Source organism: Nesterenkonia halotolerans, from assembly GCF_014874065.1.
Taxonomy (GTDB): Bacteria; Actinomycetota; Actinomycetes; order Actinomycetales; family Micrococcaceae; genus Nesterenkonia; species Nesterenkonia halotolerans.
In genome coordinates this window covers 1126224-1141387 of sequence record NZ_JADBEE010000001.1, presented here as the reverse complement: position 1 = coordinate 1141387, position 15164 = coordinate 1126224, and the positions used below count along the sequence as shown (strand labels likewise).

Here is a 15164-nt window from a genome sequence, read left to right as displayed (position 1 = left end):
GAGTCTGGCTGAATGGCACTCGAAGACCAGAACGCGCAGGTCCTAGGGCCGTCGAATACCCGAAGCTGTCTCGGATGTGGAATCTTCACCGTGCTGGGGCTTGGCGGCGCAGCAGCAGGCGTGAGACTTGCGGCCTACTTACAAGAGGATCTCGGTCTTGCCTTTGGTTGGGCCGGCCTGGGCGGGTTCATAGTATTCGTCCTTCTTGTGCTCTTTGCCAGGGTGCTATTCACCCGGCTTCCTGTTGCACCTGATCGAATCATCTGGGTTACAGGGCAGGTTAGCGGGGTCGAAGAGCACGGGCAGGAGCCCCAATCTGGCGCACCGGGCACTGTAGCCGCTTTCAAGAACGGCACCCTCAGAATCGAGCTCGAAAACAGTCCCCTGGAGGAAGTACACGTCAACTCCACGCTTTCCGCGAGCGTTTCGGTGTACGAACCTGATATTGATGATGAAGGTGGTGAGAAGTACTACTGTTTGTACCTCTCTGACGCCTCAGACGAGAATTTGGAGATGGATCGATGGTTCTCCTACGCCGGGGAGTCCTACCCGTGCATCGCTGTAAAGCTGTCCGCTACTGACGGTGAACAGGCCGCCAAGATCATCAATGACTTCAACGCTGAGAACACCGGGCCCGCGCTTAGACCCCCAGAGCCTGCCGAACGCTTTGTAAACACTGCCCGGGAGGCCGAAGAATTGGCTGCTGAATGGATCAGGTGGATGGGCTGGAATGATGTCTCTGTCACGGTAACCACTGGGGATAGTGGTATCGACGTCGTGGGCGAATCGTCTGCTTTTGGCAAGGTAGTGGCGCAGGTGAAACTGGAGGGGCGACCCACAGGCCGGCCAGCATTACAGAGTCTGCGCGGGGCAGCTGTCGGCGAGAACGCTGAGCATTGGATGTTTTTCTCAGCAGCCGGGTATACCCGTACCGCAGCTGAGTGGGGCAACCAGGTCGATATGGCACTTTTTCAGTTCTCCCGCGATGGCAAAGTTGAACCTATGAACGCGCACGCCCAACGTTGTTTCGGTGACACTCGTCAGTGAAGCTGTCACGCTCCGGAGCGGGTATTAGGGCATCGTCCCAGACCGCTCGTATGCAAGCCAGATCCAGATGCCACCTATTGGTCCGGCAGGCCCAAAGAGGGGGTCGCGCTGGCACGCTCCAGGAACTGCCCGGCTTCGCGGTGGTGCCAGATGTCCAGCAGGTCTGGCGCAGGCGAATGCGCAGCACAACACACTTCGCCATGTAACGTTTTTGATACACGCCATCGATGAAGGGGATTAATGACTCCGAGCACGGCAGCACAGGCACAGAGGGCGGCCAACGCGGCCAGCGTCGTCTGGGCGACGGCCGACAAGTTCCTGCGCAATGTCGTCGAGGAGACCGAGTACGGCGACTATATCCTCCCCTTCACGGTCCTCCGACGGCTGGAGTGCCTCCTGGCCGACACCAAGGAGCAGGTGATCGAGGTCGTGGACGGCCTCGTCGAGAAGGACACGCCCGAGCGATTCATCGATGCCGAGGTCAAGCGCCGGTTCGGGCTCAGCTTCTACAACACCTCACTGCTGAGCTTGGCGACCATCGCCTCGACGGACGACAACGTGGAAGCCTCGGTGCAGGACTACGTTGCTGGCTTCTCGCACAACATCGCGGACATCTGGACCTCGTTCGAGTTCCCCCGCCTTGTGAAGAAGCTTGCCGACGCAAACCGTCTGCACGCCGTCGTGCGGCACTTCTCAACGCTCGACCTGTCGGCCGAGGCGATGCCGAACAACGCAATGGGTGACCTGTTCGAGAACGTCATGTACCGCGCCTTCGACAAGAAGGGGAAGGCTGCGGGTGGCTTCTACACCCCGCGCGACGCGATCCGTCTGATGGTCGATGTCCTGTTCGCATCAGATGAGGACTCCCTGGCCGGCCGCAACACCACGCGCTCGATCTACGACCCGACGGCCGGCTCCGGTGGCATGCTCCTGGTCGCCAAGGAGCATCTCGGCGAGCTGAACCCGGACATCGAGGTGAACCTGTTCGGTCAGGAGCTGATGGATCAGGCATACGCGCTCGGCAAGGGTGATCTGCTGGTCCAGGGTGGATTGCCAGATGCGATCCGCCAGGGCGACACGCTTCTGCGCGATGAGTACGCCGACCGGCAGTTCGACTACGTGCTGTCGAATCCACCGTTCGGCACCGACTGGAGCGTGCAGCACAAGGACGTCTCCGAGCAGGCGAAGGTGCCCGGCTCGCGCTTCTCCCACGGCCTGCCCGGCAAGGGCGATGGGCAGATGCTCTTCCTGGCCCACTGCGCCTCGAAGCTCGCGCCGGCCGGCACCGCGGGGCATGGCGGCCGGGCCGCCGTCGTCTCGAATGCCTCTCCCTTGTTCACCAGCGACAAGGGACCTAACGCGATCCGGCAGTGGCTCTTCGACGAGGATCTGATCGATGCGATCATCGGTCTTCCCACGCAAATGTTCTACGGCACCGGGATCGCGACTTACGTCTGGATCCTCGATACGAACAAGGACCTGGAGCGCCGAGGCAAGATCCAGCTCATCGACGCCTCGGATCAGTGGGAGCCGATGCGAAAGGGCATGGGCGACAAGCGTCGCGAGATGACCGAGGACAAACGCCGCGTCGTGCATGCGGCGTACAAGGCATTCGAGGACGCAGATCCGGCGATCTCGCGAGTGATGGTCAAGGAGGACTTCATGTTCCGCGACGTGCCGGTCTACAAGCAGGCGCGGCTGCGGACGGTATTCTCCGAGGAAGCCGTCGACGCCGCGCGCGAGCACAAGGCCTTCGTCGACGAGCACGCCGAGATCATGCGCGGGCTAGACGGTTTCGTGTGGAACAACCTGCCGACAGTCTTCCAGCAACGCTGCAAGGCCGCGAGGCTGAAAGCACCCATCGGGCTGGTCGATGCGGTGGCTCGGGCGATGGCGGTCCAGGACGACGGCGAACCGCTCGCCATCGACCGCAAGGGCGGCCCCGTCCTGCTCGACGGGTGGAAGATCACCGAGCGCGTACCGATGAGCGAAGACCTCGACGAGCACATGCAGCGCGAGGTGCTGCCCTTCGCCGAAGGAGCCACCTGGGACGAGTCGAAGGCCAAGGAAGGCAACGAGATCCCCTTCACCCGGCTCTTCTACGTGCCCGAGGAACCGTGGCCCCTGGAAGAGATCGACGCCGACGTCGCGCGGCTTATGGGTGAGCTCGGCGAGATGTTCGAGGCGGTGCATCGCGATGCGTGAGGCAGCCCCCTTCTGGTCGCTCGCAACGCTCGTGACGGATAGCGACGACCCGGCTGAGTTCCAGGTTTCGCTCGAAGACATGATCTCCGATAGCGGGGAGCTGGTTCAGGGCGAACTCTCTCAGTACAACGCGAAAGGCACGCCGTTCTCTGCAGGCGATGTACTCTTCGGCAAGTTGCGTCCTTACCTCGCCAAGTACTGGCTCGCTGACCGTGAGGGGACAGCGGGCGGAGACATCCATGTGTATAGACCAACGGATGACGTCGAGCCGCGCTTTCTGAGCTACGTCGTGGGAAGTCGCGGCTTCGTTCGGTACGCTGCTGCCGCGTCCAAGGGTGTCAAAATGCCTCGCGTCGAATGGATGGGCCTACGTGAGTTCATCGTGTATCGGCCGGAACTCATCGTTCAAAGCCGTATCGCCGACTACCTCGACCGCGAGACGGGCGAGATCCGCGCGATGCTGGGCAAGCTGGACGAGTTGGCGAACCATCTGGGGGCGCGACGGACATCGGTTATCGATCGGGAACTGATGCCGCACGTCGGTGTCTCAACTGCCCGCCTCGGACTGGTTGCCGAAGCGATCACAGGTCTGACCTATGTCCCAGCCGATGTGGTGGGCTCGGGCGGGACCGTTGTGCATAGGTCCGGGAGCATCCAGGACTCGCGGATGGACAGGAGTGATCTCGTCCGCGTTACCACCTCGATCCCTGAACGGCTCCGCCTTCGCGAAGGAGATTTGCTCGTGTGCAGCCGGAACGGTAGCGCGCACCTGGTCGGGAAAAACGCGCTGGTTGGCGCTGAAGAAGTGGGTGAGACCTGGGGGGCCTTCATGACCGTCCTGCGCTCACCCAACAACCGGTATGTGCGCTGGTATCTTCAGTCCACGCTGTTTGCGGATGAGCGCAGTCAGTACGCGACTTCCACGATCAATCAACTCACGATCGGAATGATCAACCGGATGGAGATCCCATACCCGGGATCCGACGAGCAAGAGCGCATCGCCGACCACCTCGACGAGGTTACCGGCAAGATCGACCAGATGCTCGCTAAGGTCGCCGAGCTGAAGGCTCTGCTCCTCGAGCGCCGTTCGGCACTCATTACCGATGTCGTCACGGGACGGAAGGAGATCGCGTGAGCGACCTGCAGCTACTCGAGCAGGAGTTCGAGGACAATCTCTGCGGCGAGCTCGCTGAGCGCGGCTGGCTCTACGAGGATGCCGGCAATCCGGCGAAGGCCGGTTGGGACATCGCCCGCGCCATGGTGCCCGCCGACGTGCTGCACTGGCTGGCTACGCAGTACCCGGATGAGTACGAGAAGGCCGTGCCGTCGGATCTCGCCAACGGTGCACTCGAGCAGTCGCAAACGAAGCTCCTCGAGCACATCGTCAAGGAGCTGAGGAAGCAGACTCGGATGGATCCTGTCTCGGGGCATCCGGTCGGCGGCTTGCTCGGGGTGCTTCGGAAGGGCTTCAGCTACGCGCAGGTGGGGCGGCCGGCGGCGCGGTTCGGTCCGCTCGTTGCGTTCCCACCTTCGAACCCGAACCTGACCAGCGTCGTCGAGCAGTCGGATGCAGTGCGCCTGCGAGTGCTGCGGCAGGTGCGCTTCGATACGGGGACGAGCGAGACGATCGACGTCGTGCTCTGCGCCAACGGCCTGCCGGTGGTTACCCTCGAACTGAAGACTGACAACACGCAGACGGTCAATCACGCGATCGCGCAGTACAAGAACGACCGTGTCCCCGGGCCCACACGCGCGCTGCTGGAGCCGGGACGCGCTCTGGTGCACTTCGCCGTGTCGAACGACCTGGCCTACATGACCACAAAGCTCGACGGTGGGAGTACCCGCTTCCTGCCGTTCAACAAGGGCGACGCTGGACATGAGGGAAACCCGCCGTCTGCCACGGGATCGGCGACTGACTACCTCTGGCGAGAGATCCTCGCCCGGCAGATGTTCCTGCGCATCCTCAAGGACTTCGCGCTCTATGAGCCGAGCAAGTCGGGCAAGAAGAACGACGGCCGGTTGATCTTTCCGCGATTCCACCAGCTCCGGGCCGTCGAGCGCGTCGTCGCCGACATCGAGCGTCAGGGTCCCGGTGGCCGGTACCTCGTGTGGCACTCGGCAGGGTCGGGCAAGACCAAGACCATCGCGTGGCTCAGCCACCGGCTCATCCGGCACATGGGGCCGGATGCCACCTCGACCTTCGACTCAGTAATCGTCGTGACCGACCGCACCGTGCTCGACGAGAACGTGCGCGACGATATGAACCTCGTGCAGTCCTCCTCCGGGCTCGTGGTGAACATCGGCACGGACTCGGGGGCGAAGTCGGCACAGGTCAAGGACGCCCTGCTCAACGGCGGGCACATCATCACCTGCACCCTGCAGACGTTCCCGCACGTCATGAAGCTCATCGAGGACACCGACTCCCTGCGCGGTCGGCATTGGGCGATCGTCGCGGACGAGGCGCACTCCTCGCAGACGGGATCGTCTGCCCGCGCTCTCAAGGGGCTCCTCGCAGACGTCGAGCTCGACGGCGACGACATCAGCGCCGACGATCTGCTGGCGGTCACCGATTCGGCGATCGCCGCCAGCGCGAACATCACCTTCATCGCGCTCACTGCGACGCCGAAGGGCAAGACGCTGCGCCTGTTCGGCACGAAGGTCGATGGCAAGGACCAGTGGGAGGCCTTCGACAACTACACGATGGCCCAGGCGATCGAGGAGGGCTTCATCCTCGACGTGCTGACCAACTACTCGACCTACGACATGTTCCTCCGCGTGAAGAACGAGCTCGAGGACGAGGACGCCACGGGCGAGGTCGAGACTGGTCGTGCCGTGAAGGACATCGTCCGCTTCGTGCGGTTGCATCCGACGGCGATCGCGCAGAAGGTGCAGGTCGTCGTCGAGCACTTCCGCCGCAACGTCGCGCACATGCTCGATGGGCAGGCTCGTGCGATGGTCGTCACCTCCGGCCGCAAGGACGCCGTGCGGTGGTCGGAGAAGATGAACGCCTACATCGCCGATCGCGGGTATCAGGGACTCGAGACCCTCGTTGCTTTCTCCAGCTCCGTAGCGAACGACGCCGGCGACGAAGTCACCGAGGTCGGCATGAACGAGCGCAGCGACGTGGCCCGCGCCTTCCGCGAGGAGGACGAGGCTCGGGTCCTCATTGTCGCCAACAAGTTCCAGACCGGCTTCGATGAGCCGCGGCTGATGGCGATGTACGTCGACAAGGTGCTCACCGACATCGCCACGGTGCAGACATTGTCGCGGCTGAACCGGATCTACCCCGGCAAGTCCGCGCCAATGGTCGTGGACTTCATGAACTCGCCGGAGAACATCCAGAAGGACTTCGCGCGCTACTACACCGACGCGCACGTTGACGGCGAGGTGGACGCGAACGCACTCTTCGAGCTCGCTGATCGCCTGGACGCCGTCGGCCTGTACACGGAGGCTCAGCTGCGCGCGGTCGCCGAGGCGTACATCGAGAACAAGGGCGGCGAGGCCATCCAGCATGCGCTTGGTCCGATCAAACGCGCATGGAAGACCCAGCTGCATCAGGCCAGGCTCACTGGGGACAAGGAGCGCTCCGAAGCCCTGAAGCAGTTCCGTTCCGACGCGATCAGCTATCGCAACGCCTGGCAGTTCCTCTCCCAGATCGTCGACTACCAGGACGAGGAGTTGCGCCTACGCGCCGTGCTCATGACCCTTCTCAGCCGGAATCTGCACCTCTCCCCCGTGGCGTACGACGACAGCTACATGGAGGGTGTGCAGCTCGGCGGCGTCAAGCTGGTGCCAGCGATGGTCGGCGAGAACTATGCCGTCGGACAATCGGACGGGCAGCAGGCCATCGACCTTCCGGACTTCGTAGGAGAGCCGCGCGGCGAGACGGCGAAGCAGAAGGGCCCGCTCGACGAGGCGATCGAGAAGGTCAATGAGATGTTCAGCGCCAAGGGCATCGATGCGAACCCGACGAGCATCGAGGGCTTCATCACGGCCTACTGGGGCTATCTCGATGCGGACGACGAGGCGGTCGCGATGGCCAAGAGCAACACGGTCGAGCAGCTCAAGGGTTCGACCAAGTTCTCCGACGCCGTCGACTACGCCATGTACCAGGCGTTCCAGGCCTCGGACGAGATCAAGAAGGCCCTCGCCGACACCGATGTCCTGCGCCAGCTTGCGGCGATCAGCGCCGAGACTCTCCACGCCCAGCACCACAACAGCGGCGACGGCGATGCTGATGCCCGACAGTAGCGCTCCGATGCTCGAGATCGCCGGGCGGGTGCCCGAGGCCCGCCTGGCTCTCGGGTTCACACAGCACGAACTCGCCGAGCGTGCGGGATATCGCGTCCGTCCATCGCGCGGGTTGAGGCCGGCGAAGACGTGAGCACAGCGACGCTGTCCGTGTATGGGTGCGTGTAGGAGAGCTTGTTGTGCATCGGTTCCTGGGCCTTATGGACGGCCGTTGCGGCGGCCCCTCAACCTCGGACTCACTCCAGCGACGCAGTAGGGGACTGTGGAAGTGCTGACGTTGCGCTCCGACGAGAACAGCTAAGGCCTCCCGGGCCGGTGAATCGTCGCCAAAGATCCTTTGGCGTGAAGCCAGCTACATGCCGCTGGGACGATCCCAAGGTACGAGTGTTCCGCATCAGTTGCCACCGACCATGTGGCGCTCCAGGTAATCATCGAGGTCTGAGACGCGATAGGTGATGCTTCGACCGTCCTGGACGAACGGCGGGTCGGTGATGCCCAGGGAGCGATTGTTCTTGAGAGTGCCTTCAGCCTTGCCAATGTAGATTGCGGCGAGTCTTGTGTTGAGGGCTGCACGATCCTTCAACGGCGTGGACGCGGCGCAGCCACAAGTGGACTGCGCGGCGATAGGGCTGGCGAGACGAGTATTCGCTGACACGGAAAAACCTCACGTGAATATGAGTATTCTTCCGGACCTCCGGGGCTTCAGATGCCCTTTTACCGATTGATTATCGGGCCATCTGAGGGCCCGTGAGGCGTTTTAGTATGACCTTAAGGTAGCAAGCGTTCCCCCAGGTGTCTAGCTGGATTGAACAACTGATAAAAACTATGCTCAGACCATGCCCAAGAAACTCGAGCCTGGTGAGCACTCTGATCTCGCTGACAACAAGATGTCGCAGCTGGAGAACGGCTCGTGGCAGATGTGGTGGACTGTCAGGCTCCACGATGGCCGAAAAGTCAGGCGTCCATCCCAGGGTCCCACCAAGGGTGAGGTCAGGCGTCGGGCCAGGGCGGCGATCGCGGAGCTTCTTGCCACGTCGGGAAGCAGCTGGAAGACCTCTGCCAAGCTGACGGACTACATCACAGAAGTCACCGTGCCTGCCATCGAGAATGCTCGTCTTTCGGAGAACTCGAAGCGTCAGTACCGACGGGGTGTGGCGATGCTCACCGGTGAGTGCGAACTACACCGACACAATGACAGCCTCAAGGGCCACAGCATCGCTTCCGGTACCAAGTTTCGAGCCTTGGAGCGCTGCCTCAAGGAGGTCGCGCAGCTACATGGACACGAGAGCGCACACCAGTCACGGAGCGTGCTCAGCAGGTATCTGATGCAGGAGCTCCTCCGTGATGAGCTGATACCTGGCGATCCCATTCGAGGTGTGTCTCTGGACTTCGGGGCCAAGCCGGAACGCAGCAGGGGAGGGAGGGCCCTGACCGTGCTGCAGCGACGCCAGGTCATCGACTATCTGCTTGAGCTGGATCCGTCCGATGGGCTCAAGGTGAAGCAGCAGGGCCGTTGGTCATTGGAACACCGGGTGGCCAAGCGTCAGTCGGCGATCGACCTGACTCTTCTCCAGGCCACGACCGGGGTGCGTGTCTCCGAAGCCAACGCGTTGACTGTAGACGACCATCTACTGGAAGAGGGGAAGCATCTGGTCGTCAACATCACCGGCGACATCGCCAAGAACTCTGTAGCACGGAGAGTCCCCCTTCTCTTAGACTCCGGCGACGCGGTGGCCGAGCGACTGCGTCGCCGTCGGAGTTCTGCTCCAGCAGGCGGCTTTCTCATCGGTGCACCGGCGGACCGGACCAAGATGTGGGAGAGCGGCAACTGCAACAAGGAGACGGCGAAGCTGTACCAGGAAATGGGTGAGATGCTCGGTATCGAGGCCTTCGAGAAGGAGCGAACGCATATCTGGCGGACCACTCTGAATTCCCTTCTGGAGAGTCAGGTCTCGGAAGGCCGGCGGGCTGCGCTATTCGGGCACGATGCGGAGATCAATCGGCAGCACTACACTGACCTCGACGACATATCGCAGCTCGTTGAGGTACGTGGGTGAGCTGCTGAAACCTTGCCCAGAACCTTGCTCAGAGGGTGTGATGTCGGGTGATCTACAGTGACCTGCTGTTACCTCGGCAGCTTCGGCAGTGCGGCACTGACATGGGTATATGCAGGTAATACCAGGGTTCAACCCACTTCACTCTTGATAACCCGGAGGTCGCAAGTTCAAATCTTGCCCCCGCAACGAATGCCTCGCAAGAGGACAAAGAACCCCCAGCACTTCGGTGCTGGGGGTTCTTTCGTGTCCGCTAAGCTCGCGCCATGGAACCTGTCTCGGAGAACGTGGACGCCTACCTCCGCTCCGCCGACCGTGCCGAAGAGATGACGGCTCTGGACGCACTGATCACCGCGGAGGCGCCTCGGCTGAGCAGGGTGCTGTGGCGCGGGACCATGTGGGGCGGCACCGAGCAGGCCATCATCGGCTACGGCAGAATGCGCCAGCCGCGGCCGCGCGGCGCCGACGTCGAATGGTTCCTCATCGGCCTGGCCGAGCAGTCGAAACACCTCTCCGTCTACCTCAATGCGGTCGAGGACGGCAGATACCTGCTCAAACAGCGAGCGGCACGGCTCGGGCGGGTCAAGATCGGCGCCGCCGCGCTGACCTTCACGAAGCTGGAGAACCTGGAGCAGGCAGAGTTTCGCAGCATGATCGCCCGCGCGGTCGAGCTGCACCCTGAGGTGCAGGGATGAGCGAGATCCGGATGAAGACGGCTCCGGGGCGTTGGATCCTGCTGGCCACCGTCCTCGGCTCGGGCATCGCGGGGATCGACGCGACCGTGGTCAACGTGGCACTGCCGACCATCGGCGCTGACCTCGGCACCGACTTCGCGGCCCTGCAGTGGATGGTCACCGGCTACACGCTGACGCTTGCCTCGTTCATCCTGCTCGGTGGCTCGCTGGGGGACCGGTACGGACGCCGACGCATCTTCGTCATCGGAGTCGTGTGGTTCGCGGTGGCTTCCCTGCTGTGCGGCCTCGCACCGGATGCGGGACTGCTCATCGCCGCGCGGGCTCTGCAGGGCATCGGTGGTGCGCTGCTCACGCCGGGAAGCCTCGCCATCATTCAGGCCAGCTTCTCCGGCGAGGACCGGGCCAGGGCGATCGGCGCCTGGTCCGGCCTGGGCGGGGTCGCCACAGCGATCGGCCCGTTCTTGGGCGGCTGGCTCGTCGAAAGCGTCTCCTGGCGCTGGGTCTTCCTGATCAACGTGCCGATCGCCGTCGCCGTCGTCTGGATCGCGGCGCGCCATGTGCCGGAGACGCGCGACCCCGATGCGACGGGCCGTCTTGACATCCCCGGCGCCGTTCTCGGGGCCCTGGCCCTCGCCGGGACCACCTATGCCTTGATCGAAGCCCCCGCGCAGGGGGTGACGGCTCCGGCGGTCCTTGGATCAGCGGCCGTGGGCCTCGTCGCCGCAGCGTTGTTCCTTCTCGTGGAACAACGCACGGAGCACCCGATGCTGCCCCTGCGGATCTTCAGGAATCGACAGTTCACCGCCACGAACGCCGTGACATTCCTGATCTACGCGGTGTTCGGCGGGACCTTCTTCCTCCTCGTCCTCCACCTCCAGGTGGTGGCAGGATTCAGTCCGCTCGCTTCCGGCATTGCGATGCTGCCGGTCACTGCCTTGATGCTTCTCCTCTCCCCGTGGGCCGGCGCCCTGAGTTCGCGGATCGGCCCGCGCCTCCCGATGACGGTCGGGCCACTGGTGTGCGCCGTCTCCCTGGTGCTGATGCTGCGCATCGGCCAGGACGCCTCCTACCTTCTCGACGTCCTGCCGCCTGTGTTCATCCTGGGCCTGGGGCTTTCACTGCTGGTGGCGCCGCTGACGGCCACCGCGCTGTCCTCAGTGCCCGAGCGGCAGGTGGGTCTGGCCTCGGGTGTGAACAACGCCGTCGCCCGTGCCGCCGGCCTGATCGCCATCGCGGTCCTGCCTGCCGCCGTGGGACTCACCGGCGAGGTGTACAGCGACCCGGTCCAGTTCGCTGCAGGGTTCGACGCCGCCTGCCTCATCGGGGCAGTCGTGCTCGTCCTCGGTGGGCTCCTCGCGGCATTCGCCATCCGCGATCCCGGACCGGCACCCGTGGGCACTTCCGAAGCCGCGCATCCGGCGCACTGCGCGGTGGACGGGCCTCCGACGGCGCCTGGTGCGCTGGAGGATCGCCCGCACCAGAACTGAGCTGTTGGAAGTCTGAGACCGAGTCAGTAGGTGGCGTTGCGGCTGGCCGAGAGGTTGATCCCCTCACCGGTGAGCTGGTTCCAGCAGGACATCTGTGACTGGAATGACGAGCAGGCGAAGAACTCATTCGAGGCGGTCTGCCCGTAGCCGAGCTCGGGCTGACCTGCTGGCTCCACCGGGTCCCCGCAGTCCGGCTCGGCCGCTCGGTCCACCTCGATCGCGTAGGTGACGCCGCCGGTGCAGCCCTCCGGGGCGGAGAAGCTGTGTTCCAGGACCGTGCAGCGCAGCGCATCCCCAAGCTCGCAGACCACGTTGCCTCCCGGCGCGGCGAAGCTCTCCAGCGGCTGCCCCTGGGCGGGGAAACCGGTTCGAATCCACGCCGGGCCCATCGACTCGACTGTGGCACGCAGCGCCGCAGGCACGTCCTCGGCGGATCCCTGCAGGTCCAGATAGATCCGTGCGGCATGGGAGCTGCCGCAGCTCTCCTGCAGCGCCAGCAGGGTCTCCTCCACGAGACTCGCGTCAGCAGGGTCGCTCCAGGCTGCATCCTCCCCGGCGGTGGCACCGAAATCGGTCAGTGCGGCACGGTCCTCCTCCGCAGCCTCGCAGCTGCTCTCCTCGGGCAGAGCAGCGACCGTGTCCCGCAGCTCGTCTTCAGTGGGCGGAGTTTCGGCCTCGTCAGTGGACGCGGCGTCAGGCTCCGATTCCCCCAGTTCCGATTCCTCGGTCGCCGATTGTCCGGACTCAGCGTCCGGCGGGGCGGCCTCCACAGCGCTGGTGTCTGCCGAGGAGTCACCGGCGGCGTCTGAGCCGGTCCAGAGGTTCAGCACCAGCGCCGCCACGGCGACGAGTGCCACCAGTGGCAGCGCCACCGCGAGCAGGAGCCGGCTGGTGGAGGGCCGCCTCCGCCGGGCCGGTCCGGTCGAGGGCGGGACAGTCTCACCGGGAGCGGGAGTGGGAGTGGGTGCGGTGAAGGAATCGGAGTCCGAGGATCCAAAGCCGAACCATTCCTCCTCCGCGTCGGAAGTCGTCTCGACCGGGGGCGAAGGGGTCGCTTCCTCCGGTGTCGCGATCCACCAGGACGACGATCCTTCCTTCGCAGAACGTGCCGGTCCTCCCGAGCCCGCGGCAGTCTCCGGAGGCACCGGAGTCCGCGGCTGGCTGTGACGACGGGCGAGTGCCGAGTCGATCTCAGGGTCGCCGATGGCCCTCAGCGCATCGAGCAGTTCGGGATAGGTGGCGGGATTCTCCGCCACGGCGGGGCGCAGCTCAGGATATTTCTCCGCGATCCAATGCAGCGTGTCCCAATCAGTGTGGGGATCAGCAGCGATCGCCGCGAACTCGTCATAGATCGAAGCCATGCGTTCCCTTTCGGTCCCGTCGGTGGCGCGCCGAACCCCCGTGCTGAGTGGACAGTCCACGTCGGGTGAAGCCTACTCCGATTGCTGCCGCTGGGTGCTTCGAGTCGGCGAATCACCTGCTCAGAGCCAGTGCAGCGCTGAGCGGTTCCAGAAGCCGACTGTGTCGTCCTCGGCGGTCTCGAACTCCGTCCAATGGAAGTATGGCATCAGACTGGTGGCCTCACCCTGGGTGATCTCAAACTCGAGCTCCCAGCAGGTCTGCTCGTCCCAGGGGAGCGCGGTGTCGGTGCCCTCGGGCGGCCGCAGGCACTCATCGGACTCCACCAGCTCGTAGCGGCTCTCCAGCAGCCAGGCCGGTTCATCGAGCTCTGTGGAATCGAGCATCGATTCGAGTTCACGGACATTGCCGCGGTCCACCACGCGGGCAAGCTTCATGGAGATGTCCGTGCCGCCATGCTCCTCCGCGAGCAGCTCACCCAGGTGGTAGAGCTGATTGAGGTACCAGTACTGGTCCAGGATCTCCTGCGGCTCGTCCTCGGCGCTGGCAGTCTCCACCGGGTTGTAGGCATCGAGCCCCTCCTCCGGCGCGAAGTGCTCGGCATAGTCGCTGCTCAGCTCCGCGTAGTGCCAGAGCAGCTGGAACCGCTGCTCGCGGCTGACCTCACCCGAGCGGAACTGCTCGTAGGGCATGTCCTGCAGCTCAGCGAGGCTGAACTCCTCGGCCTGCGCATCTTCACGCGGTGCACTCGAGGTCTCGGACTCGGCCGGACGCTCATCGGCTTCGGTGTGCGGACCCCGATCCAGCACCAGCACACTCTTCTGGTCCTGCTCGGAATCGGCCTGCACGACCTCCCCGCAACCGGTCAGCGCCAGCACACAGATCAGGGAGCCTGCAGAGATCGCCGCGGAAGTCAGAGCACGCTGATCTCCCACGCTCAGTCCTGGAGCTGGTAGCTCTGCCGGGCCATGAAGAAGCCGCTGCCGGTCTCGGTGTTCCAGCACTCGAACCCGGACTCCGAGGAGACGCAGGCGAAGCGTCCGTTGCTCGCGGACTGACCGTACTGCAGCGTCGCAGACTCGGCGCCGCCGGTCTCCCCGCAGCCCAGCTGGGCCTCCTCGGAGGCCAGCGAGAACCGCGCGGGGCCGTCGCAGTCCTCGGGGCTGTCGAAGGTGTAGTCGAGGATGCTGCACTCGAGCTCATCGGCGTTCATGGTGCAGTTGATGTTGCCCGAGGGCGCGGTGAAGGCAGGGATGTCCTGGGCGCCGTCGGGCGCGGGACGAGTCGTCCCCTCTTCGGTCTCTGCTTCGGGATCTTCCTCTGCGGGGGTGCTCTCCTCCGCGTTCGGCTCCTCCTCGGGGGCCTGCTCCTGCTCACCGTGGACCTCGCCCTGGGAGACGGTGTCCTGGTCGGCGTCGTCGTCCCCGCTGAACACGCCGCCGAAGATCAGGAAGTAGGCGGCGACCACGGCGGCGACGGCCAGCAGGATGATCAGGAAGACGATCGCACAGGTGCCTCCGCTGCGACGGCGCGGCTCCTCCTCGCGTTCGACCGGATAGGCGCCGGCAGGGTACGACGCCGCCGGGTGCGGTGCCTGCCACGGAGCACCCTGCGCGGGAGCCGAGGGGTAGTAGCCGGCTCGGGGCTGCGGTTCGGCGTAGCCCTGGGAATAGCCGGACTCGTAGGGCGCCGGCTGACCAGGCTGCTCATAGTCAGCGGGCCGATCCTGCCGCACTGCGGAGAACTCTTCGGTGCCGCCGCCCTGGCCAGGGCCGGTGGCCGGAAGCATGGTGGTGTTCTGCTCGGCGGGGTCGATCCCCCCGCCATGGCCGGCGCGGCGCGCCAGGGCGGCGTTGACGGCTGGGTCATCGAGACCGGCGAGCCATTCGAGCAGCTCGGGGTAGGTGTTGGGGTTCTCGGCGATCAGCGGGCGCAGCTCGGGATGATCCCCGGCGAGCATGTGCAGCTGGACCTGAGGCGTGTTCGGATCGGCGGCGCGGGCCGCTGGCCCCGTTGAACTCTGCCCGTTCTCTGGTCCATCTGTCATGGTCTCTCCTATATATAGG

At 64.4% G+C, this 15164-nt stretch carries 11 protein-coding genes; 7 read left to right on the top strand and 4 right to left on the bottom strand.

All coding sequences use genetic code 11. From position 1 onward, the window contains the following. The first annotated feature begins 12 nt into the window (after window positions 1–12). The 4 genes from H4W26_RS05200 (at window position 13) to H4W26_RS05185 (ending at window position 7503) form a co-directional block, all read left to right on the top strand. Entirely contained in the window at window positions 13–1047 is a 1035-nt protein-coding gene (locus H4W26_RS05200; RefSeq protein WP_192591050.1) for a restriction endonuclease, read from the top strand. Between the two features lie 240 nt (window positions 1048–1287). After that, a complete protein-coding gene (locus tag H4W26_RS05195) occupies window positions 1288–3252 on the top strand; it encodes a type I restriction-modification system subunit M (RefSeq protein WP_192591049.1) in 1965 nt (654 codons plus the stop codon). Beyond that, window positions 3245–4387, top strand: a complete 1143-nt coding sequence (locus tag H4W26_RS05190) for a restriction endonuclease subunit S (RefSeq protein WP_192591048.1) — start codon at window positions 3245–3247, stop codon at window positions 4385–4387. The genes H4W26_RS05195 and H4W26_RS05190 overlap by 8 nt, the downstream gene beginning before the upstream one ends. Next, on the top strand, window positions 4384–7503 hold the full coding sequence (locus tag H4W26_RS05185) for a type I restriction endonuclease subunit R (RefSeq protein ID WP_192591047.1): 3120 nt from the start codon (window positions 4384–4386) through the stop codon (window positions 7501–7503). The genes H4W26_RS05190 and H4W26_RS05185 overlap by 4 nt, the downstream gene beginning before the upstream one ends. 394 nt (window positions 7504–7897) lie before the next feature. Here the strand turns inward: H4W26_RS05185 and H4W26_RS05180 are convergent, their stop codons facing one another. Next, window positions 7898–8158: a hypothetical protein gene (locus tag H4W26_RS05180; RefSeq protein WP_192591046.1), complete on the bottom strand. Its 261-nt coding sequence runs from the start codon at window positions 8156–8158 to the stop codon at window positions 7898–7900. 181 nt (window positions 8159–8339) lie between these two features. On the opposite strand from H4W26_RS05180, the gene H4W26_RS05175 reads away from it, so the two are divergent. From H4W26_RS05175 to H4W26_RS05165, 3 genes are all read left to right on the top strand, one after another. Beyond that, complete coding sequence (locus H4W26_RS05175) at window positions 8340–9560, top strand: tyrosine-type recombinase/integrase (RefSeq protein ID WP_192591045.1); 1221 nt, start codon at window positions 8340–8342, stop codon at window positions 9558–9560. A gap of 263 nt (window positions 9561–9823) precedes the next feature. Further along, window positions 9824–10252 (top strand): DUF1801 domain-containing protein, encoded by a 429-nt coding sequence (locus H4W26_RS05170; protein WP_192591044.1) that lies wholly within the window; start codon window positions 9824–9826, stop codon window positions 10250–10252. Continuing rightward, complete coding sequence (locus tag H4W26_RS05165) at window positions 10249–11739, top strand: MFS transporter (RefSeq protein ID WP_192591043.1); 1491 nt, start codon at window positions 10249–10251, stop codon at window positions 11737–11739. The genes H4W26_RS05170 and H4W26_RS05165 overlap by 4 nt, the downstream gene beginning before the upstream one ends. Before the next feature lie 23 nt (window positions 11740–11762). On the opposite strand, the gene H4W26_RS05160 is transcribed toward H4W26_RS05165, so the two are convergent. From H4W26_RS05160 to H4W26_RS05150, 3 genes are all read right to left on the bottom strand, one after another. Continuing rightward, complete coding sequence (locus H4W26_RS05160) at window positions 11763–13100, bottom strand: variant leucine-rich repeat-containing protein (protein WP_192591042.1); 1338 nt, start codon at window positions 13098–13100, stop codon at window positions 11763–11765. 120 nt (window positions 13101–13220) lie between these two features. Beyond that, window positions 13221–14033, bottom strand: coding sequence for a hypothetical protein (locus H4W26_RS05155; RefSeq protein WP_192591041.1), 813 nt, complete (start codon window positions 14031–14033; stop codon window positions 13221–13223). A 2-nt stretch (window positions 14034–14035) separates the two neighbouring features. Further along, a complete protein-coding gene (locus H4W26_RS05150; protein ID WP_192591040.1) occupies window positions 14036–15145 on the bottom strand; it encodes a variant leucine-rich repeat-containing protein in 1110 nt (369 codons plus the stop codon). Between the last annotated feature and the right edge of the window lie 19 nt (window positions 15146–15164).

Excerpts from the sequence above, each read along its gene's own strand:
- H4W26_RS05200 (WP_192591050.1), top strand. The coding sequence starts at position 13 with ATGGCACTCGAAGACCAGAACGCGCAGGTCCTAGGGCCGTCGAATACC.
- H4W26_RS05195 (WP_192591049.1), top strand. The coding sequence starts at position 1,288 with ATGACTCCGAGCACGGCAGCACAGGCACAGAGGGCGGCCAACGCGGCC.
- H4W26_RS05190 (WP_192591048.1), top strand. The coding sequence starts at position 3,245 with ATGCGTGAGGCAGCCCCCTTCTGGTCGCTCGCAACGCTCGTGACGGAT.
- H4W26_RS05175 (WP_192591045.1), top strand. The coding sequence starts at position 8,340 with ATGCCCAAGAAACTCGAGCCTGGTGAGCACTCTGATCTCGCTGACAAC.
- H4W26_RS05170 (WP_192591044.1), top strand. The coding sequence starts at position 9,824 with ATGGAACCTGTCTCGGAGAACGTGGACGCCTACCTCCGCTCCGCCGAC.
- H4W26_RS05165 (WP_192591043.1), top strand. The coding sequence starts at position 10,249 with ATGAGCGAGATCCGGATGAAGACGGCTCCGGGGCGTTGGATCCTGCTG.
- H4W26_RS05160 (WP_192591042.1), bottom strand. The coding sequence starts at position 13,100 with ATGGCTTCGATCTATGACGAGTTCGCGGCGATCGCTGCTGATCCCCAC.
- H4W26_RS05150 (WP_192591040.1), bottom strand. The coding sequence starts at position 15,145 with ATGACAGATGGACCAGAGAACGGGCAGAGTTCAACGGGGCCAGCGGCC.